Below are 19356 nucleotides of genomic sequence, written 5' to 3'. Positions count from 1 at the left end.
GAAATAAATCAACGTGAAATCAAAGACCCTTCCTGAACCCGTGCATTCTTCAAAGAGATGCCGACAAGATCACCTGTTTGGAAGCGCGATGCAAATACCGATTCGTGGATGGTCCAAGTCTCTTCTCCAACTTCCACCGTATAATGGATTTCATGGCCCTGATACTGGACAAACGATACTATCCCTTGCAAGCCATCCGTTTCTGCAGGCATCAGCAGGAACTGTTCCGGCCGAACCGGATAGATGCCGCTTTCCTTGAAGCTGTCTGCCACACCCAGATCCGGCCAAATATTGTTTGAGTCGATGGCCGGGACGAATCGGTCGTTTTGCCAGTGCCCTTTCACCAAATTGCATTTGCCGACAAACGTTGCCACAAATTCCGTCTCCGGACGTGTATACAGGACTTCCGGCGGCGCAATCTGTTCGATGCGCCCCTGGTTCATGACGACGATCTTATCCGCGATGGCAAGCGCTTCGCCCTGGTCATGCGTGACAAACACAATGGAAGCTTTCGTTTCCCGGTGCAGCTTTTGGATTTCCTTGCGCATCTCCATCCGCAGCTCGACATCCAGCGCACTCAGCGGCTCGTCCATCAGCAGCAGGTTCGGCAGCGGCGCAATGGCCCGTGCCAGCGCCACACGCTGCTTCTGGCCGCCTGACAGTTCTGACGGGTAGCGGTCAGCCAAGGCATCCAAGCCGACCAGCTTCAACACTTCCCCGATCCGCTCCTGCAGCTCCTTTTTGCCTTCTTTGATTTTATTTGGATGGTAGCTGAGCGGGAATTTGACGTGCTCTGCGACCGTCATATGCGGCCACAGGGCGAATGACTGGAACACCATGCCGATATTGCGCTTTTCAGGCGGCAGGACGCGTTTTGTCGATGCCAGGACCAGGTCGTCCATGGCGATGGTCCCTTCTGTCGGTCCCATAAAGCCCGCCAGCAGCTTTAATAAAGTCGTTTTTCCGCAGCCGGAAGGACCCAGTACCGCAATAAATTCGCCGTCGCCGATTTCCAGGTCGATCGAATGCAGTGCGGTGAACGAGCCATATTTTTTTGATACATTATTCACTTTGATCATTTGGTTTTCAGCACCTTTCTGTCCCATAGCTTGCCGAGCAGCATAAACCCTCCGCCGCCGAGCAGGATGCCCAGCACCAGCACTGTTGAAAATGCGGTCGAGTAGGTGGAATAGCCCGCCTGCTCGTAGCCGAAGATCACCACACCGACCGTTTCAGAGCCGGATGACCACAACAAACTGGAGACCGTCAATTCAGTGAGCGCCATCAGGAACACCAGCAGCGCCCCGCTGAGAATTCCCGGAAACAGCAAGGGCAATAAAATCCGACGCCATTTGACCCAACCGGCAGCGCCTGAAGTCCGCGCCGCTTCTTCCATCGACGGGTCGATCTGCAGGAATGCCGTATAACTGCCTCTGACCTGCAGCACCAAGAAGCGCGTGGCATAGGCGATGAACAGAATCCACACCGTGCCGTAAATGCCTGGATTCCATCCTGGAACCGGCTCCAGCCACATGAAGATCATGCACAGCGCAAATACGGTACCAGGCAGCGCAAACGGAATGGTCATGAACAATTCTGCCGTTTTTGTGCTCCAGTCTGGATACTTAAAACGCAGATACGCCATCGCTGTACCGAGCACCAAACAGACCAGCATGGTGAAAAAAGCCAACTGCAGGCTGTTCGATAATGCCGATAAGGGCTTGGAATCGGTCAAAAAGACGTATTCATAATTCCGCAGCGACAAGTTCCCCAGCTTGAACGGAACGCCGTAAGCTGAGATGAGCGACAATGCCCCCATCGTGATCAGCGGCATCAAACTCGTCACCAGCAGGAAAATCCACAGTGAAACTTCCAGCAGTTTTTGCTTGCCCGCCGATAAGTAGATGCGCGGCGTCGAATCACTTCTATTCGTTTCATTGACGCGGCTGCGGCGCAGCAGGAACCATTGGAAAACCGTCCCGATCAGCGCAATGACGCCGAGAATGACCGACAGCACAGCTGCCCGCGAAAATGCGGAAGGGCCGAATCCCACGACCTGCTCGTAAATATACGTGCTTAAGACACGGATATTTGCAGGTGTCCCGAGAAATGCCGGAATTCCGAAATTATCCAAGTTCGACAGAAAGGCGATCAGCCCGCCGCTGGCAATGCCCGGCAGCGCCAGTGGCAGCACCACTTTCCAGAATGCCTGTTTTTTCGACAGGCCGCTTGTCGCTGCCGCTTCTTCCAGTTCACGCGGGATTTTCCGGAACACATTGACTGTAAACAAATACACCAACGGATAATGTGAAATCCCAAGCAGCAAGATGATTCCGCCGATGCTGTACAGGTTCGGTGCTTCCAAACTTCCCGGCAGCCAGGCAAGCATGGCGTTCACCGGACCAGAGGCGCTGAAAAACTGCGTCCAGGCCAATGTCGTTATATAGGAAGGGATAACGAACGGCAGGAAGATAAAGAGCTGCATCGCCCTTTTTCCGCTCAGCTGGACATAAGCGACTATCCAGGAAAACAGGACGCCCAGCACCAATGCCAGAACCGTTGAGCCCGCTACAATAATGAGCGTGTTCTGTACCGTTTTCCAGGTCGCCGGCTCTCGGAGGACCTCTGTGTAGTATTGCAGCGTCAGCGAACCGTCCGCAATAAAACTTAGCCAGACAAGCCGCAGCACCGGCAGCAGGAAAAACACAAAAATTACCAGCAGTCCGATTCCTTTATACAGATTTTTTTTTTGAAAAAAGAGAGAAAAAGAGGAATTCCTCTCTTTTCTCTCTTCAACCATTGGCTGTTTTACTGTCATATCCGTAACTCCTCACATCAGAATCCAAGCCCGTTTTATTGGCCGAAAATCCGTCCGAATTCTGCTTTGTCTTCATCACGCGTTTCCAATAGTTCAACCGCTTCGGCATCCAGAATGGTCATCTCGTCCAGCGTCTTCAAGCCTTCCGGTGCTTCCACTCCTTCGCGGATCGGTGTATAGCCAAGCTCTGAGGCTAATTGCTGCCCTTCTTCAGAAAGGATGAAATCAACAAACGCTTTGGAGGCTTCTTCATTTTCTGTGTTGGCCATGATGCCCACCGGCTCGGTGATGACCGGAACGCCTTCTTCCGGATAAACCAATTCGACCGGAGAACCGTCAGTTTTCGCACGTGCCGCCAAATAATCAACGATCATGCCATAATTCTTCTCACCCGTCGCAACGCTTTCCAATACTGCCCCGTTGCCCTGCGTAATCGTAATGTCATTGGCGCGAAGCGATTCGTAGAACTCCCAGCCTAAACCGTCCTGGCGCGTTATCACGCCCAGATTATAGGCAGCGGCGCCAGAATATAAGGGGCTCGGCATGACTGCCTGTCCGCTCGTTGCTTCATCAGTCAGAATGCTCCAGCTGGTCGGAAGTTCTGTCACTTCATTGGTATTGACAATCAGGCCGGTCGCCATGATTTTGGTGCCGGCATAAGTGCCGTCGGGATCGACGAATGCTTCATCGATGGCTTCTGCTTCAGGCGACTCGTAAGCCAGCAGCAGCTCTTCCGCCTTGAAGTTCTCAAAAGTTACAGAATCTGCAACCAATAGGACGTCCGCCTGGATATTGCCGCCTTGGTTTTCCGCCTGGATTTTTGAGACGACTTCTTCCGTACCGGAGCGGAAAATACTGATATCGACTTCCGGGTTCTGTTCTTTAAATGCATCCACCAACGCCTGTGCATCCGCATCCGGCTGGGACGTATAGAAATCCAAAGTGCCGGAAATCCCTGCACCACTTTCTGCAGGTTGTGTTTCCGTCGCGACGTCCTCGCCGCCGCATGCTGCTAAAAATGCAGCCAGACCCAACGATGCCGAACCAAAAAAGATTTTTTTCATCCCGATTCCTCCTCGATTTTTGTAACGGCCTTTTGGCACTTATTATGTAAGACTCTCGGTAAGTATAGAGCCCGATTATGAAGCCATTGTTAAGCTGGTATTAAGAAATATTATTTCGTGTTGGTAGAGCGCTTTCATTTAATTTCGGTAGTTCCTACTGCGAATGGGTTTGCTGGAAGACTACCACGAAAAGAACAATGAATTCGTCACTAATGATTCGCAAAAACCTGACCAGTGCTTCGAAAGAGAAGTATTAGGTTTCAACTGGACCTTAGGCGCTAAAACAAACTACTCGTTCACTCAACTCAATTTGTTTGAGCAACCTCTGATTCGTCTATATTACCACAACTACCTAACCTACGAAAAGGTTGGAGAAGTGTTGGGCTACCGCCAATACATGACAAGGAAGAAGCGGAAAGAACTTAAAAATAAATTAAAGTTGTTAGTCAAACATGCACCCGTTGATTAATAGGGAAAATTAAAAACAGCACCGGTGAATCGTTCGAAACTTTTGAAAAAGTTCCAGGATTCACTTGTGCTGTTTTATCAATTTCCTTAGAGCCCTACAGAATCAGCGCCATAACTAGCATCTTCGTAACTAAATCCTTCGTATTGAAGTTGTTCAATCAAACCGCTTCTCGAAAAAGAGGTGAATTCTAAATAGTTCTGGGCAGTGTATGCGGCTTGCTCTGTCCAGTTAACACTGATGTTTTCTACAGCATAAGCAGCATCTTCGTAACTAAATCCTTCATAGACTAATTGGTCAATTAAACCGCTCTTTGAGAATGCGGTAAAGTCTAAATAGTTTTGAGCCATTGAAACCGCTTGAGACTGAGATCCTGACTGTGCGTTTGCTTCAGCAATCGCCGCTTCTTCTTCCGCAGCTGCTTGCGCTGCAGCTTTATCTTCCTCCGCGTGCGCGATAGCAGCCGCTTCTTCTTTCTCTTTGGCGACTGCCGCAGCTTCCTCTTCAGCCTTCGCTTTAGCTACTGCTTCTTCCTCGGCTTTCACTTTGGCTGCTGCCTCTTCTTCGGCTTTTGCTACAGCAGCCGCTTCTTCTTCCGCTTCTGCTTTGGCTGCTGCTTTGGCTGCTGCTTCTTCTTCCGCTTTTATTTTTGATTTTTCGGCAGCGGCAACTTTCTCATTCTTCTTCCGAACTTTCGCCACTGCTTCATCTACTCTGGCACTTACCTCTTCGGGGTCCTCTTTTGTTTCTTTTTTTGTTTCTACAACTTCTTCAGCAACTACAGGCGTTTCAACAGAGGCGTTCTCCTCAACTGTTCCCGCCAATATCATCGAAAAAATTAAAGACAATACCGAAAAAGGAATCACAACAACAGCTACTCTTTTTCTGGTTCTTTCGCTTTCAGGGATCCACCATACTATAAGGTCGGGTTTAATTAAACCCAAGACTAAGGCAACTAGGGACAATGCGAATAATGAAAATAAAACCATGAACATTTTATACTCTCCTTTAATGTGTTTTTGTGTGAAATTCAACCTAAGACATAAGAACTATCATTATTGTAAGTGTTGACATGAGTAAAAACAATTCCATTAAAAAAATTTTGTTTGCTAGGCAGTGATTGGTATAGGGAGGCTTGTCGCAATCTGCTCGATTTCATTGGTTATTCTTCTTAGCCCTTGCCATTCACCCTTTCTTTTTGTCTATACAAAAAAGCCTACGCCTGACTCTGGTGTAGATAACTACACCTAGATTCAGTACAAAGGCTTTTAAACTAATGCTTCTTTGCATTCGTCTTCATAAAATAGTTCGAACCATTGTTCCTCTGGCATTGGTGAATGACAGTTGTTGCGGAAATCACAACAATGGCACATGATGTCCAGAACGTTTCCTTCTTTCTCCAGCAACTCTTTGCGGTCAACAAAGTCCAAGATGTAAATATTTATATACTGGTTAGTACCCCATATAGCAATTATAATTTGTCCGGCTGGCGAGGTCAAATATAAGTTGAAGTAATATTCAGTTTTATAGACGAAAGATGCTTCTTGTTTCTTCCACAAAATCATACTTCATACAGCACTTATCTATCAAAGCACGTCGAACACCATGCTAAAAATACCGGCTTTCTGCACAGCTATCAACAGGTGTCTTGCAGATGCTTTTCTTTCAACACCACACAAATTATTTTTCATTCCTAAAGTCGTACTTTTCATCAGGCAGCGTTATTCGATGTCCATTAATCTCAACCGTATCTACGTCAATCCATTCTATAACTGCAGCATCTTCCCTGTAATTCCAATAGATGTTTTGATCCTTTCTATTTTCATTATTGAACGCTACTTCTCCCCGGACAGCATAAGCCACCGTCGCACCGCCATTTGTAACATAGGCACGAACGGTATAGAAACCGTCCGGTGAAACGGACTCTGTTAGTAATTCGCCTTCAGGCAGCCGCTGCATATCGAAAAACGCCCAGTAAATGCCATAGCCTAAAAGCGCCGCAATGATTGTAAAACTTCCAACCGCTATCATGATGCCTCTTCTCATATCCAACACCTCTTCAAATACAACGCTGGTAAATGAAAGAAGTTCATTTTCTTCCATAAAATTAATGGAGATGGATTTGCTACCTGCAAAAAAACAAAAAAATAGCACCTCTTCCGCATTTTCAGGTGTTAAAACCTTGCGGATGGGTACTATTTCATATTTATCACTAATATATTCGTCTAATTGACTGTTTCTTTTTTGGCATTCAATTGAGCGGATAGCTCCTGGAACCACTCTTTGTCATCGGTGGCCAGTGCCAGGTCGATCAGGAAGCTCAATTGTGCGGCATCTTTCTTATCCGACTCCGGAATGCTTTCCACTTGGTGCACTGACATAGGAATGGTCATGCCAATCATTTCTTCATTATCGCTTTCCACCACCGTGACGTTCACGGCTTCTTTAAGGACATTCATGGAATCGATGAAACCGATAATCAGCTCGTCGTGGCGGGATTTGCCTTTCACCCAATCACTTGTTTTCAAAATCGTTTTATTCGTACCCATATCTATGCACCTTCTTTACATTATTTATCATTCAATTGATATCAATCCAAAACCATTATTGCGGCTTACTCTCCTGTTTCCCTAAACGGACACCGGCAAACTCAATCTGCAGAATTCCAACGTTTTTTTCATTGCAGCTCGGCTCTAGGCAATTTCATAGTTAGAGAAAAATGCCACTGGCATAAAACCTTGGGAACTTGCTGCTAAGTCCAATTCTACGGCTCTGCACACACGATTACAATTTATTTGCCTCATATTCGAGATAACTAAGAGTCAGGCATATTGTGAAAATTTACTAGAGCGTCCAGAAACTATTATCACTGATTTATGGAGCCTTTATTTATGCAGTTCATAGAAAAACACCTCCCCAGTGTCGAACGTGCAACGACAATGGAGAGGTGTTCGGGCTTGCCTTGTACTAGTGGATCATCCCAGCTTTTGTTTACAGGATCCCATCATTAAATCGACCAGTTAACCAACATTCCCGCATGCGTCAAACCCCCGCCGAATCCGTATAGCAGCAAGCTGTCGCCCGGTTTGATCTTGCCTTCTTGCACCCCTTTATCCAATGACAAAGGAATTGAAGCGGCAGACGTATTGCCGTAATATTCAAGACTGTAGATCGTCTTTTCCAATGGAAAGGCATTCCTGCTGCAGATCGACTCGATAATCCGCAGATTCGCGCTGTGCGGCACAAACCAATCTACCTCGTCCATTCCGAATCCAGCTTTTTCCATCAAAGCCTTCATCCCTTTTGGAACGGTATTGACCGCCCATTTATAGACTTCACGGCCGTTTTGATTTACAAATCCGTTGACCGCCAATTCATTGCCGAACATTTGAGTCGAGAGATCCGTGCAGTAAAGATTATGCGCCAACTCCCCATTCGTCCCCATGTAAAATTCGATAAAGCTTGGCTTTTCTTCATCATACTCCACAAGAACTGCTCCACCACCGTCGCCAAATAAAATGCAGGTCGATCGGTCACTGTAATCCAGGATTTTGGAGAAGGTTTCCGCTCCAATCACTAAGATTTTCTTGTTCAAACCGGAAGTAATTAAACCATTCGCCACATGCAGGCCGTACGCGAATCCGGAACAGGCCGCATTCAAGTCGATGGCACCGGTATTCTTGATGCCCAGCTTTGCCTGCACTAATGCGGAAACACTCGGCGTTTTAAAGTCGGGTGTCATCGTACAGACGATGATCATATCCACATCGGCAAGCGATTTATCATAGCGTTCCATTAAGTTCTCAGCAGCTTTGACGCTGACATCACTGGTAAATTCATTATCGGCAGCAATCCGGCGTTCTCTTATCCCTGTTCGTTGAACGATCCATTCATCGTTGGTTTCCACTAATTCCTCTAAATCGTGATTGGTCAGCCTCTTTTCAGGTACATATGATCCGATGGCTGTAATTCTGGCTTTTGAAATGTTCAGTTGAATCTCCCCTTTATGATGTTCTCGCCCTATTCTACCATCAACTATTAGGATTAGGTACTAATTTAGGGAGTTTAGAAGATTTTATTACTAACTTGTTTATTCGAGCATTAACAGCTTAAGCTGAACCCTTCAAAGATAGATTCTTTCCATAGATTGATAGATAGTTGTTGAAACTCTATTTATGAGTTTTTTTAAAAAAGAAAACGTGGAAACCATCGCCTTTATTAAAGTGAAAAATCCATTCCTTTTGGCTATAACCTTGGCAAGAACAAAGAACATCCTGCCAACGCCGAAAATGGTAGAAATCCCGAGTTATTTCAACAGCTGATTAGACAAAAGCTGGCCAGTAGTGATACTTTTGATAATCTCGCAGCAATAATCCAGGAAATACGATCACTGACAGAGTTCGCCCATCGTTTTGTACACAATCTATAATCCATTCCAATTGACGGATTACTTCCACCAAATTTCCGATCTTCATCTGCCGCAGATTAATGCCACATTTGCAGAAATCGCTCGCTGAAATCGAATTGGAAGCTTTTTTCTTGGATACAGTCAAAAATTAATACGACCCAAAAACAGCAGCCCTTGAAAATGAGGACCGCTGTTTTTATTTGCAATCAAGCGACAGCAAATGTTTTATCATATATTTCTTTTGGTTGAAAGGATATAATGGAATCTACTGCGTCAAGAGAATTTTCAATTAGCGGGGTTCTTGATCCTGCTTCTTATTAAAGCAGAAAAAAGTTGTGGAGGGAAAAAGTTGAGAAGTGGAAATCCAAGTTTGAAAGCCGACTCATTCAAAAATTTTAAAGAGACCGATACCGGCCAGAAGATGACCATCCAAGGCACGGTCAACAAAACATTTATTTTGCTCTTATTGCTGCTGGCAACATTCGTCTATTCCTGGAATCAGTTTGTCAACAGCCCGGACAGTGTCTTGCCGCTCATTCTTGTGGGGGCTATTGGCGGTCTTATTATCGGCTTGGTCACCATCTTCGTACCGAAAATCTCTCCGTTTACCGCGCCTGTCTATGCGTTGCTGCAAGGATTATTCCTCGGTGCGGTATCCGCCCAGTACGAAGCCCAATATGGCGGCATTGTCTTCCAGGCCGTGCTGATTACCATCGGTGTGCTGCTGAGTTTATTGCTCATTTATAAATCCGGCCTCATCAAAGTGACGCAAAACTTCCGCCTCGGCATTGCTGCTGCGACAGGCGCCATCTTCGTGGTGTACCTGATTTCCTTTATCGGCGGATTTTTCGGCTTTGAAATCCCGCATCTCCATGAATCCACACCGCTTGGCATTGGCATCAGTGTGGTCATCGTCATTATTGCTGCGCTGAATCTGGTATTGGACTTCGACTTTATTGAAAATGCGGCCGAAAAACAAGTTCCGAAATACTTTGAATGGTACGGGGCATTCGGCTTGCTCGTGACATTGGTTTGGCTTTATCTCGAAATTCTTCGCCTGCTGTCCAAAATACGGAGCAGATGAAAAAAAACGTCCTTCGGGGCGTTTTTTTATTTTCGGGACAAAAAAGCCGCATCCTGAAAACCGGAACGGTTTCAGGATGCGGCGATTTCACCTATTGTTATTTCAAAGCATTTTGAGTCTTCCCTGCTTTAGGGGAAGTCTCTTTTTCCAGTTTATACTGCTTATAGCCATTGATATGCTCTTTATAAATTTCCAAATACGTTTTCGTAGTGCGGTCCATTCTTTTTTCTTCCTTCATCATTACAGTCATCTTATCCATCCTCCTCGGTAGTGTTCTTCCTAAACATGGTTTATATGCTTGCAGTCCTAAGACTTTGAACACAGGTTCTTTTCCTAATTACTTTTTCAGGATTCTTCAGGGCATGAATTTCTCACTGCTGGATTCCCGGTGATAAGTGGCACTAGCTGCCCCATCATCACTTCTCCCTTTTAAACCAAGCCATAGCGTAAATTCCTCTATTCCTTACATTTTCCCAAGCACGCCAAGTGACTCGGAAAGCCGCTCAGCAAAATCTTCGAAAGGTTCCTGGGAGGCTAGTCGAAGGCAATACATTCCGCGCTCCTGTGATAGCTGCTGCGAATAGCATGTGGGAAACGGAATGCGATGCTCGATAAGTGCCTGTGTAAAAACCGGCAGTTCCTCGTGAAGCAAAAAGACTTCCGCCCGGTTAGACTCTTTCCGGCCATTGTTCAATACTCGACTGGAAACATCCAGGTCCAACGACCAGTTGACATTTATATCCGATCTCTTTTCCACCTGGATCGTCCGTATCTTCCTTAACCTCCACCCTTGTTCGATGGACTCCATTGCTTCAGCCCGAAAATCATTCGTCTTCTCATCCCTTAATGTCAGTAGATCTGTTCCACTCATTTCAACCACCCCTTAAACTCTTCCACTGAATTGTATTGCACAATTGCTTTTAACTAATAAAATAATTGGGAAATAGCAATATCGTTTTGTTGCATAAAACTTTTTCCCCTTTAATCCAGGAAATGAATATTCTGAATATTAAATAAATAATAAACCCCTTTAATACTTGAAGGTTGATTCTTTTTTCTTCTTTTGAATTAAAAAACACAATTAAATTGCTGGTTACTAATACAATAAGCCTATTATATATGCTAATAAATGTAAAGGTATATACAATATTCTTTTAATTCAGATAAATTAAATGTTATCTCAATATATTTCAGTCGAATTCAACATGTATTAAAATAAATGGAACCGAATCTTTATTCTTATCTATTTAACAAAAGAGAGCATATTTATTCTTTTGGAATCCCTTGGTTAAATATGTGGGAATTCGTGTGCAGGAGTTTGAAGAATCAGTATCACAAGAGGATGTACAGGAAAATATATTGGTCATCAACTGTATGCCACCCCTTATCTCTTCCATTGCAAAAAGAGAAGGCGCATGAATCCTCACGCCTTCTCTTTTTCAGGAATCCATAGTTCAAGCATAAATTTGTCAGTAATTGCATAAGAAATAAGTTTTCTATTTCGGCAATGTTTTACTAAAATAAGGAAAAAGTTGTTTTTCTTCTGAATATCCGATCCATTTTTTTACACTTTGGAGAGCATAGTGGATTTTCACCTTAAAGGCGCCTCTCCATACACTTTCCACAACATCGGAAACTTTCTTGTTAATCCTTCTTCGTCCCCTTCATTCCAGTCCAACTCCATGTCGGGTTGCTCATAGTGGTTTACCGACAGCTTCCCATACATATCCAGGTATGCCTCGTGATCCAAACCGGTCTTTTTTCCAAATGCCCGGCTGGCAGCATAAAGTAAATCTTCGAACTTTGGCACATCCTCCTCGAGTTCTGCCAAATAAGGAATAATGCTTTCTGGATCGCGAATGGCTTCTTCATACGCTTGTTTTCCAAGATACAGGAGCCACGCCCGGAAATAATCGAAAGAATCGTCGGAACAACCGCCCATAATGATAAAGGCTGCCGCCCATAGGTCCGATGTGTAGGATTTGCAATACTGTTTGTTGAAATGCGCATCAAACCGGATAATGTCCTCTACTGATTTTCTCGCCAACTTGCCAACCAGCCATTCTGCCTGCTCCTCCAAATCGTCTCTTTTGTAATGCGCCATGTCCAGCAGTCCCCAAAACCGGCCTTCCGTCATCCCGCTCCCCTCCATTTCTTCTTCCTGCTTGTCATGCTCCTGGTAGCCTTTTTTCAACTTCGATTCAATCAGCCGGTTCGCTTCTTTCAGACAATGCTCTTCAGAAGAGAATTCTTTCGTGTTTATAGAGCCCCGAGTGCCGATTCTCCCGTAAGATACGATGAAAATATTGCCCTGGGCTTTTATTTTCCAAAACTTATTAGAGTAGACGGTAATGCAAACCAGTGATTTTTCCATTTGAGTTCCCTCTTTTATCTGAATTTTCGTCGATGCTATTCCTCCGCCTTATTGACAAACTATTTAGTATTATTACAAAAATTAACCTTTTTACTTTATACTAGTATATATGGCAATTATAAATGCTCTATTTACAGTTCAAGAAAGGAGGCTTGTTTTTCTTCCGAAAAAAGCATTTATTTCTTCCATGATTTATTATTTTAACCCGATGCTTGTACATATGTATCGAAATTACACTGAATTTTAGCTGTTCAGTCTCTTTTGCGTTAAACAGCAGTACCTATCCCATGATAAGGAGTGATCCAATGAATTTAAGATCCCGGACATTATTATTAACCTTTTCCACTATGCTTCCGCTCTTCTTGGCAGCCTGTTCAAGTGAAGAATCCAACGACACAGAATCTTCCAGCGCTCAAGACACCCTCATTTTCGCCCGTGGCGGTGATGCCGTATCCCTGGATCCATCAGAAGTGACGGATAACGAATCTGAAAACGTCGCTCAAAGCATCTTGGAGACACTGACGACATTTGCAGAAGGGGAAACGGTGGTGGAACCAATGCTTGCGACCGAATGGACCGAATCCGAAGACGGCCTCACTTACACGTTCACCCTTCAAGAAGGGGTTAAGTTTCATGACGGCACGGATTTCAATGCGGACGCTGTTGCCTTCAATTTTAACCGTTGGATGAATGGTGGCGGAGACAAATTCCCGATGTATGGAACCGTATTCGGTGGCTACCAAGGCGATGAAGCCCATAATATCGCAGCGGTTACTGCACTGGATGAATCCACAGTCGAAATCAACTTGAAAAATCCTCAGCCGACGCTGTTGAAGGATCTTGCACTCACTCCCCTCTCTATTTCAAGCCCGGCAGCGATTGAAGAGTCGGGTGAAGATTATAGAAGCAATCCGGTCGGCACTGGCCCGTTCATCTTCCAGGAATGGCAGCCGAACGAACGTATTGTCCTAGAGAAAAATGATGACTACCGATTGGATGGACTTCCCAAACTCGAACAGGTGATTTTCCGTACAATTCCGGATAATTCCTCACGGCTCAATGCGTTGTTGAGCGGTGAAGTGGATCTCATCACCGGCCTCGATTCAGAGTCCTATTCGCAAGTTGAAGAAAATCCGGAGCTAGAGCTGTATTCGCGCCCTCCCCTCAATCTCGGGTATTTGGGTATGACTTTGACACATGAGCCTTTCGACGATCCACTTGTCCGCCAGGCGCTCAGCCATGCGGTGAATAAAGAGGCGATGGTCGAAGCGTTCTTCGGTGAAGGGGCGATTGCAGCAAAAAATGTAATCCCTCCGGCTGTCGAAGGTTATAACGATGACATCGAACCGTATGCATACGATCCGGAAAGAGCCAAAGAACTGCTTGCAGAAGCAGGACTCCCGGATGGCTTTGAAATGGAGCTTTATGCTATGCCTGTATCCCGGCCCTATATGCCGGACGGTGCAAAAGTGGCGGAATATCTCCAGTCCAATTTTGCAGCTATCGGCGTTGAAGCGGAGATCGTCACTTTTGAATGGGCGACTTATATCGAAAAAGCAATCAACGGAGAAGCCGACACATTCCTGCTCGGCTGGACAGGCATGAACGGCGACGCCGATAACTTCATTTATACACTGTTGCACGGCGACAATGTCGGATCCACCAACTCGACGCAATACGATAACCCCGAATTGAATGCGATTCTGGATGAAGCAAGAACCATTACCGACCAGGAAGCACGCAATGAACTATACAGAGAAGCGCAGGTCATCCTGCACGAAGATCCACCAATTATCCCGCTCGTCCATACGTCGCCGTCTCTGGCAGGCAAAGAAAATATCACCGGCTTTGACCCGCATCCAACCGGACGTGTGATTACGACGGAAATTGAATTTGAATAAAAGAAATGCTTTTTGAACTGAATTAGTCAGGATGGCCCCAATTCATAGCTTGAATTGGGGCCACCTTTTTATTTCTGAGAGATACTCCCTATCAATTTTAAAATCACCTAATTATTCCACCCCACTACCTTGCATTGAACACTAGCTGATGATATATTGTTCATTAACCACTACTATTTATTAAACAATAGCTAGGGAAGGAGTGTTCATAAGTGAATATCCAATTTAAAAAAGGGGCGCTGAATTTATGCGTGCTGGTGCTGCTGGATAAACAGGACCGCTACGGCTATGAGCTGGTGCAGAAAATTTCACACCGCATCGCGATTTCTGAAGGTGCGGTCTACCCCCTTCTCCGCCGCCTGACCAAGGAAGGCTATTTCACCACCTATTTACAGGAATCGAGCGAAGGTCCGCCACGAAAATATTACTCGCTTACTGAACTCGGGAGGACCTACCTGCAGGAACAGCTCGAAGAATGGAAAAGCTTCACAGATGGGGTCAATAAACTAATCGAAGAGGGTGTGCAAAATGACTGAAAACCAATTTCTCCAAGAACTTGAAACGGCTTTGAAACAGCTGCCACAAGAAGAGCTGAACGATATTCTACAAGACATCAGGGAATATTTTGCGAACGGCAAAGCTGACGGCAAAACAGATAGTGAAATCGCAGCTGAACTCGGCTCGCCGAAGGCCATCGCGAACGAACTGATCGAGTCTTTTGATTTCAGCCAAACAGATTTAACTGCAGCCGCCATAGTGCTGACAAAAGATGAATTCGATAAAGTCGACATCCAACTCGATAACGGCACCCTAGTCATCACACCTTCCGAAGACGGCAAAATGCACACGGACATCAAAGATAAAAGCTATCGGCAGCAGCTTTCCGTCGATATCCTCGACCGTACACTGGTCATCACCTTAAAAGAAGAACCAAGAAAATGGGGCATCTTCAGTTTTACGGCAAACATGAAATCCCCGATGCTCACCGTACAACTGCCTGCTAAAGTTTATGAAAAAATCGAAATTGCATCAGACCATGGCAGCATTACCGGCGAGCGTCTCCAAAGCACGCAGTTCCATGTGGAAACGGATAATGGGCGCATCAAGCTCGAACACATGAGCGCGGATGAATGCGTTGCCCAGTCAGACAACGGGGATATTGAGCTGAAGTCCATCCAGGGAAAAAAATTGAGAGCCAAAACAGACAATGGCCAGCTCAAGTTGAAGGATATTCAGGCAAGTGAAGTGCATGCCACTTCCGACAATGGCGCCATCATCATGAGGGAAATCGGAGGCAATGTCCGCGCCAAGACAGATAACGGACGCATCCACTTGTTGACTGCCGATATCGACCGGAATATTGCGCTGGAAACAGACAATGGCCCGATCCTTCTCGAAACGCAGACTGAGCCAAAAAATGCGACGATCCGCGCTGAAGTGGGTTGGGGGCTGATTTCCGTATTCGGCCGGAAGAACAGAAAAAGCATTTTCGGAAACGGAGATCATTCGGTGGACCTGCAGTCAGATAATGGGACGATTACGGTTCAACTGGCGGATTAAGGAGCTTGATTCGGCAAAGAAATAGCCGGGTTAAATGGTAAGGAAATAGTATGGAATAGCAAAGAGGACCATTAAAGTGGTCCTCTTTGCTTTTTAGCCTCTCTTTTTATCCCATCGTGCAGAATTAGCCGCATTGCCTTGTTTTACCCCAGAATTTCGATGCCGTATTTCTGTGCAGTCGCCACAAATTTGTCCATATCAAACTCAACTGGATCTGTCGGCAGTTTATACTCGTCGGCTGCTGCCCCCATCTCAATGAAGAACTGTTCCACTCCAGCCGGCGTAAACATAAACAGCACTTTAGCAGGGGAAGATCCTTCAACTGTGAATTTGTGTTTGATGTGGCGCGGCACATAAACAAATGTTCCCGGTATTCCTTTGATGGTTTTTTCCCCAACGATGAATGTCAAATCGCCTTCCAGCACATAATACATGTCCTCTTCATTGCTTTTGGCGTGCAGCGGTGTTTCATACCCCGGCGGGAGCAACCCTTCTATCAAACTGAAAACGCCATTCGTTTCATCGCCGCTTGCTTTTACTTCCATTAACGTGCCGTTAAACCAATAGGCATCGCCTTCTCCGTGCGCAAACGAAAAAGCGTTATTCATTTGCTGTACCACTTTCATTACCTCCCGTTTTTGGGGACCAAATAAAGCATACGGCATTTTCTGCATATGATCAGCTACAGTATTCATTAAACGGAGCGGGATGGATTCTAGCTTATCCCAGAATTTCGATGCCGTACCTCTGGGAAGCCGCCATCATTTTTTCAATGTCAGGCTTTAGTGTGGCCGGTGGCAATTTACGCTCATCTGCTGCCACACCGGATTCAATGTAAAATTGTTCCCCTCCGGCAGGCGTCAATAAGGTCAAGGTCCTCGCCGGCTCGCCGCCCACAACTTTAAACTTATGCGGCACGTTGCGCGATGCGTAGATAAAGGTGCCGGCTTTTCCCGTCATCGTTTTATCCCCGATGGTGTATGTCACTTCACCCGCTAAAATATAGAGGGATTCTTCTTCATTTCGATGAAGATGCAGCGGCGTTTCATATCCCGCTGGGTGCAGTCCTTCAATCAAACAAAAAACATCGTTTGTTTCTTCACCGGATGCTTTGATTTCCATCAGATTGCCGTCAAACCAATAGGCTTTTCCTTCTTTATGCGCAAACGAAAATACATGATCCAATTGCGGTTCCATTTTCAGTCCCTCCAAAACTTATTCTCATGAAACCCAGTGTCAGGCAAGTCTTTTCTGAAAAGCGTTTGAGTACACAGTAAATCGGCAATAGGCATAGCAACAGAAAAATCAGCAAGAGCTTGTTCCGGTGTCTATGCAGTTCGTTAGTGGCCCCCTTCCCTGTTTTAAAGTCTAAAACGGACGCTTCTTTTATTATGTATCAAGTTTTTTTCACCATAAATTATACTCCCTTTTATCACAAATATCTATTTTTTAATAATATTTTGAACGATAAGGATTGCTGTTTGTAAGCATTTTAAACGTAGTATACGAGGAGGTATTTTTATGTCGAAGTATTCCATCCATCAATTTGTACAAAAAACACAGCAAGACGAAAGCGCACGCGAATTTTTCGAGCTGGAGACGGATCGTCTCTTGGAAGTCAACCTGGATGGACTGGTTTGGGCAAAAGCCGGGTCCATGATTTCCTATGAAGGAAATATCAAATTCGAACGGGAAGGCATGCTTGAGCACGGACTGGGGAAATTCGTCAAGAAAGCCTTTAGTGGCGAAGGCGCACAGCTGATGAAGGCAAACGGAAACGGGAAACTTTATATCGCGGATCGCGGCAAGAAAATCACCATTCTGGATCTGGAAGGCGAAAGCATCTTCATCAACGGCAATGACTTGCTCGCGTTCCAGGACGGCCTGGAATGGGACATCAAACTCATGCGCCGTGTCGCTGGCATGATGGCTGGAGGCCTATTTAACGTACGCCTGGAAGGGCACGGGCTTGTCGCGTTCACATCTCATTACGAGCCGCTCACTTTGCTCGTCACCCCTGACAGGCCCGTTTTCACTGACCCCAACGCAACCGTTGCCTGGTCGGGTAGCCTGGAACCTGATTTCGTGACGGATATCCAGCTGAAAAGCCTGTTTGGCCGAGGCAGCGGAGAATCGGTGCAGATGAAGTTTTCCGGCAACGGCTTTGTCGTCGTGCAGCCTTTTGAGGAGGTTTATCACGTACAGCAGGGTTGATTTCAATTAAAATTCACTTTCCCCATTGTCTACGGTAACTATATGCGAAAGCAAAGATGATCACTGTACAACCAGCCAGCCCTGCAGACAAAGCAAACAATCCTATGGCCGCCCATGGATTAAAAACAGCAGCCGCAAAACTGCTGGCGAAAACGAGGCCGGTCAGAATGGCGCTTACCTTAAGCGGGAGATACCTTTTCTTCAATAAGGAATGGGAATAGGCAGTCCACAAACCGAATAGCAGCAGATAAAGGCCCGCAACAATTATAGGATGTGTGAACCAGCGGGCTATAGCGGATGGCTGGAACGCATTTTTCGGTTCAGGAAAATCCAATTGCAAATCCGCTATTTCCCCGCTGTCGAAATCAACTGTCATTGCCTCATAGACCGCCGGCTCATCTGGCCAATTCGGCTGTTTTAAAAAGGCAACTCGGTTTTCATGATGAAAAAAAGAAGGAGATGTAACCGAAGCCTGAAAGTCCGTCAATCTTTTCGTTTCTCCCGTTAATGTGTCCGTCAAAAAAAGTTCGTATTCATAGAGAGACCCGGATTTTCTCGATTTTTCTGAAACGGCTGTATACGCCAACAGTCCATTATTGCCTGAGAAATCCGGAGCGTATAGGTCATTCTTTAGGTACTCCGGAAAATAAGCACGATCTGTCCCTGCTTCGATCGAATAGGCCATCAGCCGTTGAACCCCGTCAAACTCCGTGTAATAAAGCTTGGTTCCATCAGCGGAAACCGAAATTCCATCCATTGCAAAAGAATCTTTGTCCGTTAATTTAAGGGAATTTCCGCCTTCTGCAGCAATAGAAAACAAATCGGCTCCGTTTTCCTTCTCTCCCTCAGGCTTTAAAAAATCCGCTGCTGGAATCGCTATATAATAAATGGTCCGGCCGTCTGGTGAAAAAGCCGCGTCGGATACATGTGCATCCAACCCAGTCAATTGGATGGGCCCATCTCCAGTTTCCACATTCCAATAATGAAGAGACTGAATACCGCTGTTATTAGCCGCCAAATAAAGAATTCCTTCGCCATCCGGTGAAAATTTCGGCATGCGATGGTCCTGGCCTTCCGGTTCTGTCACTTTCTCCACTTTCCCGTTTAGCAGGCTGCCTTTGTAAATAGCTTCTCTTCCATTTTCATATGAAGAAAACATAACCCATGCATCATCAGGCGAGACGGAAAGGGTTGCACCCAAACCCGAATGATTTTCATACGGATTATGGTCATTCAATACATAGTAGATGAAGGACGCCACGAAAAGAAAAGCCACAATGCCGATGATTATCAAGAGAACACGATGATTTTTCATTGAATCGCCTCCTCCGGTTATTTTTTTCGTGCTGGCAAAAACCATTGAGATAACAGCTCGGCAAAGATTATGCCGACTGTGAAAAAAGGCGGTTATATAAGTTGAACTAAAGAAATCAGCTGTTATCCCCTGTATTGATAACAGCGCCGTTA

At 45.6% G+C, this 19356-nt stretch carries 19 protein-coding genes; 5 read left to right on the top strand and 14 right to left on the bottom strand.

The genetic code is table 11. The features are described 5' to 3' along the window. Positions 1–8: 8 nt before the first annotated feature. The 8 genes from AC1MEO_RS03145 to AC1MEO_RS03110 form a co-directional block, all read right to left on the bottom strand. Entirely contained in the window at positions 9–1079 is a 1071-nt protein-coding gene (locus tag AC1MEO_RS03145; protein ID WP_480334267.1) for an ABC transporter ATP-binding protein, read from the bottom strand. Next, entirely contained in the window at positions 1076–2818 is a 1743-nt protein-coding gene (locus AC1MEO_RS03140) for an ABC transporter permease (protein ID WP_480334265.1), read from the bottom strand. The genes AC1MEO_RS03145 and AC1MEO_RS03140 overlap by 4 nt, the downstream gene beginning before the upstream one ends. A gap of 35 nt (positions 2819–2853) precedes the next feature. Next, a complete protein-coding gene (locus AC1MEO_RS03135; RefSeq protein WP_480334262.1) occupies positions 2854–3882 on the bottom strand; it encodes an ABC transporter substrate-binding protein in 1029 nt (342 codons plus the stop codon). Positions 3883–4437: 555 nt separating this feature from the next. Beyond that, entirely contained in the window at positions 4438–5382 is a 945-nt protein-coding gene (locus AC1MEO_RS03130) for an Ltp family lipoprotein (RefSeq protein WP_480334260.1), read from the bottom strand. A 234-nt stretch (positions 5383–5616) separates the two neighbouring features. Next, the gene (locus AC1MEO_RS03125; protein WP_480334258.1) at positions 5617–5907 is read right to left on the bottom strand and encodes a hypothetical protein; all 291 of its coding nucleotides are present in this window, start codon (positions 5905–5907) and stop codon (positions 5617–5619) included. A gap of 121 nt (positions 5908–6028) precedes the next feature. Beyond that, positions 6029–6628, bottom strand: a complete 600-nt coding sequence (locus tag AC1MEO_RS03120) for a DUF5412 domain-containing protein (RefSeq protein ID WP_480334256.1) — start codon at positions 6626–6628, stop codon at positions 6029–6031. Next, positions 6574–6897, bottom strand: a complete 324-nt coding sequence (locus tag AC1MEO_RS03115) for an IDEAL domain-containing protein (protein WP_480334255.1) — start codon at positions 6895–6897, stop codon at positions 6574–6576. The genes AC1MEO_RS03120 and AC1MEO_RS03115 overlap by 55 nt, the downstream gene beginning before the upstream one ends. A gap of 458 nt (positions 6898–7355) precedes the next feature. Then, positions 7356–8339: a beta-ketoacyl-ACP synthase 3 gene (locus tag AC1MEO_RS03110; protein ID WP_480336011.1), complete on the bottom strand. Its 984-nt coding sequence runs from the start codon at positions 8337–8339 to the stop codon at positions 7356–7358. Between the two features lie 766 nt (positions 8340–9105). On the opposite strand from AC1MEO_RS03110, the gene AC1MEO_RS03105 reads away from it, so the two are divergent. Then, complete coding sequence (locus tag AC1MEO_RS03105) at positions 9106–9840, top strand: Bax inhibitor-1/YccA family protein (protein ID WP_480334253.1); 735 nt, start codon at positions 9106–9108, stop codon at positions 9838–9840. Positions 9841–9937: 97 nt separating this feature from the next. Here AC1MEO_RS03105 and AC1MEO_RS03100 read toward each other — a convergent pair whose 3' ends face one another. The 3 genes from AC1MEO_RS03100 to AC1MEO_RS03090 all read right to left on the bottom strand — a co-directional run bounded on the left by AC1MEO_RS03100 (position 9938) and on the right by AC1MEO_RS03090 (position 12214). Then, complete coding sequence (locus AC1MEO_RS03100; protein WP_480334251.1) at positions 9938–10090, bottom strand: hypothetical protein; 153 nt, start codon at positions 10088–10090, stop codon at positions 9938–9940. Between the two features lie 213 nt (positions 10091–10303). After that, positions 10304–10711, bottom strand: coding sequence for a hypothetical protein (locus AC1MEO_RS03095; protein ID WP_480334250.1), 408 nt, complete (start codon positions 10709–10711; stop codon positions 10304–10306). Between the two features lie 720 nt (positions 10712–11431). Next, on the bottom strand, positions 11432–12214 hold the full coding sequence (locus AC1MEO_RS03090) for a DUF4240 domain-containing protein (protein ID WP_480334248.1): 783 nt from the start codon (positions 12212–12214) through the stop codon (positions 11432–11434). Between the two features lie 305 nt (positions 12215–12519). On the opposite strand from AC1MEO_RS03090, the gene AC1MEO_RS03085 reads away from it, so the two are divergent. From AC1MEO_RS03085 to AC1MEO_RS03075, 3 genes are all read left to right on the top strand, one after another. After that, a complete protein-coding gene (locus tag AC1MEO_RS03085; protein ID WP_480334247.1) occupies positions 12520–14115 on the top strand; it encodes an ABC transporter substrate-binding protein in 1596 nt (531 codons plus the stop codon). A gap of 212 nt (positions 14116–14327) precedes the next feature. After that, positions 14328–14651: a PadR family transcriptional regulator gene (locus AC1MEO_RS03080; protein WP_480334246.1), complete on the top strand. Its 324-nt coding sequence runs from the start codon at positions 14328–14330 to the stop codon at positions 14649–14651. After that, positions 14644–15675: a DUF4097 family beta strand repeat-containing protein gene (locus AC1MEO_RS03075; protein WP_480334245.1), complete on the top strand. Its 1032-nt coding sequence runs from the start codon at positions 14644–14646 to the stop codon at positions 15673–15675. The genes AC1MEO_RS03080 and AC1MEO_RS03075 overlap by 8 nt, the downstream gene beginning before the upstream one ends. A 143-nt stretch (positions 15676–15818) precedes the next feature. On the opposite strand, the gene AC1MEO_RS03070 is transcribed toward AC1MEO_RS03075, so the two are convergent. Together AC1MEO_RS03070 and AC1MEO_RS03065 are read right to left on the bottom strand one after the other, a co-directional pair. Beyond that, positions 15819–16295 (bottom strand): cupin domain-containing protein, encoded by a 477-nt coding sequence (locus tag AC1MEO_RS03070; RefSeq protein ID WP_480334244.1) that lies wholly within the window; start codon positions 16293–16295, stop codon positions 15819–15821. Positions 16296–16395: 100 nt separating this feature from the next. Further along, positions 16396–16872: a cupin domain-containing protein gene (locus tag AC1MEO_RS03065; RefSeq protein WP_480334243.1), complete on the bottom strand. Its 477-nt coding sequence runs from the start codon at positions 16870–16872 to the stop codon at positions 16396–16398. Between the two features lie 324 nt (positions 16873–17196). Here AC1MEO_RS03065 and AC1MEO_RS03060 point away from each other — a divergent pair, with 324 nt between their 5' ends. Next, entirely contained in the window at positions 17197–17889 is a 693-nt protein-coding gene (locus AC1MEO_RS03060) for an AIM24 family protein (RefSeq protein ID WP_480334242.1), read from the top strand. A gap of 13 nt (positions 17890–17902) precedes the next feature. Here the strand turns inward: AC1MEO_RS03060 and AC1MEO_RS03055 are convergent, their stop codons facing one another. After that, a complete protein-coding gene (locus tag AC1MEO_RS03055) occupies positions 17903–19204 on the bottom strand; it encodes a TolB family protein (RefSeq protein WP_480334241.1) in 1302 nt (433 codons plus the stop codon). Positions 19205–19356 lie beyond the last annotated feature (152 nt).

This window comes from Planococcus sp. BI3 (assembly GCF_056680115.1).
The sequence above is the reverse complement of the archived record's forward strand: the minus strand, read 5'-3'. Positions and strand labels throughout refer to the sequence as shown.

What these genes read in the sequence shown, in the direction of transcription:
- AC1MEO_RS03145 (WP_480334267.1), bottom strand. Translation starts at nt 1,079, where the DNA reads ATGATCAAAGTGAATAATGTATCAAAAAAATATGGCTCGTTCACCGCA.
- AC1MEO_RS03140 (WP_480334265.1), bottom strand. Translation starts at nt 2,818, where the DNA reads ATGACAGTAAAACAGCCAATGGTTGAAGAGAGAAAAGAGAGGAATTCC.
- AC1MEO_RS03135 (WP_480334262.1), bottom strand. Translation starts at nt 3,882, where the DNA reads ATGAAAAAAATCTTTTTTGGTTCGGCATCGTTGGGTCTGGCTGCATTT.
- AC1MEO_RS03115 (WP_480334255.1), bottom strand. Translation starts at nt 6,897, where the DNA reads ATGGGTACGAATAAAACGATTTTGAAAACAAGTGATTGGGTGAAAGGC.
- AC1MEO_RS03100 (WP_480334251.1), bottom strand. Translation starts at nt 10,090, where the DNA reads ATGACTGTAATGATGAAGGAAGAAAAAAGAATGGACCGCACTACGAAA.
- AC1MEO_RS03095 (WP_480334250.1), bottom strand. Translation starts at nt 10,711, where the DNA reads ATGAGTGGAACAGATCTACTGACATTAAGGGATGAGAAGACGAATGAT.
- AC1MEO_RS03090 (WP_480334248.1), bottom strand. Translation starts at nt 12,214, where the DNA reads ATGGAAAAATCACTGGTTTGCATTACCGTCTACTCTAATAAGTTTTGG.
- AC1MEO_RS03085 (WP_480334247.1), top strand. Translation starts at nt 12,520, where the DNA reads ATGAATTTAAGATCCCGGACATTATTATTAACCTTTTCCACTATGCTT.
- AC1MEO_RS03075 (WP_480334245.1), top strand. Translation starts at nt 14,644, where the DNA reads ATGACTGAAAACCAATTTCTCCAAGAACTTGAAACGGCTTTGAAACAG.
- AC1MEO_RS03065 (WP_480334243.1), bottom strand. Translation starts at nt 16,872, where the DNA reads ATGGAACCGCAATTGGATCATGTATTTTCGTTTGCGCATAAAGAAGGA.
- AC1MEO_RS03060 (WP_480334242.1), top strand. Translation starts at nt 17,197, where the DNA reads ATGTCGAAGTATTCCATCCATCAATTTGTACAAAAAACACAGCAAGAC.
- AC1MEO_RS03055 (WP_480334241.1), bottom strand. Translation starts at nt 19,204, where the DNA reads ATGAAAAATCATCGTGTTCTCTTGATAATCATCGGCATTGTGGCTTTT.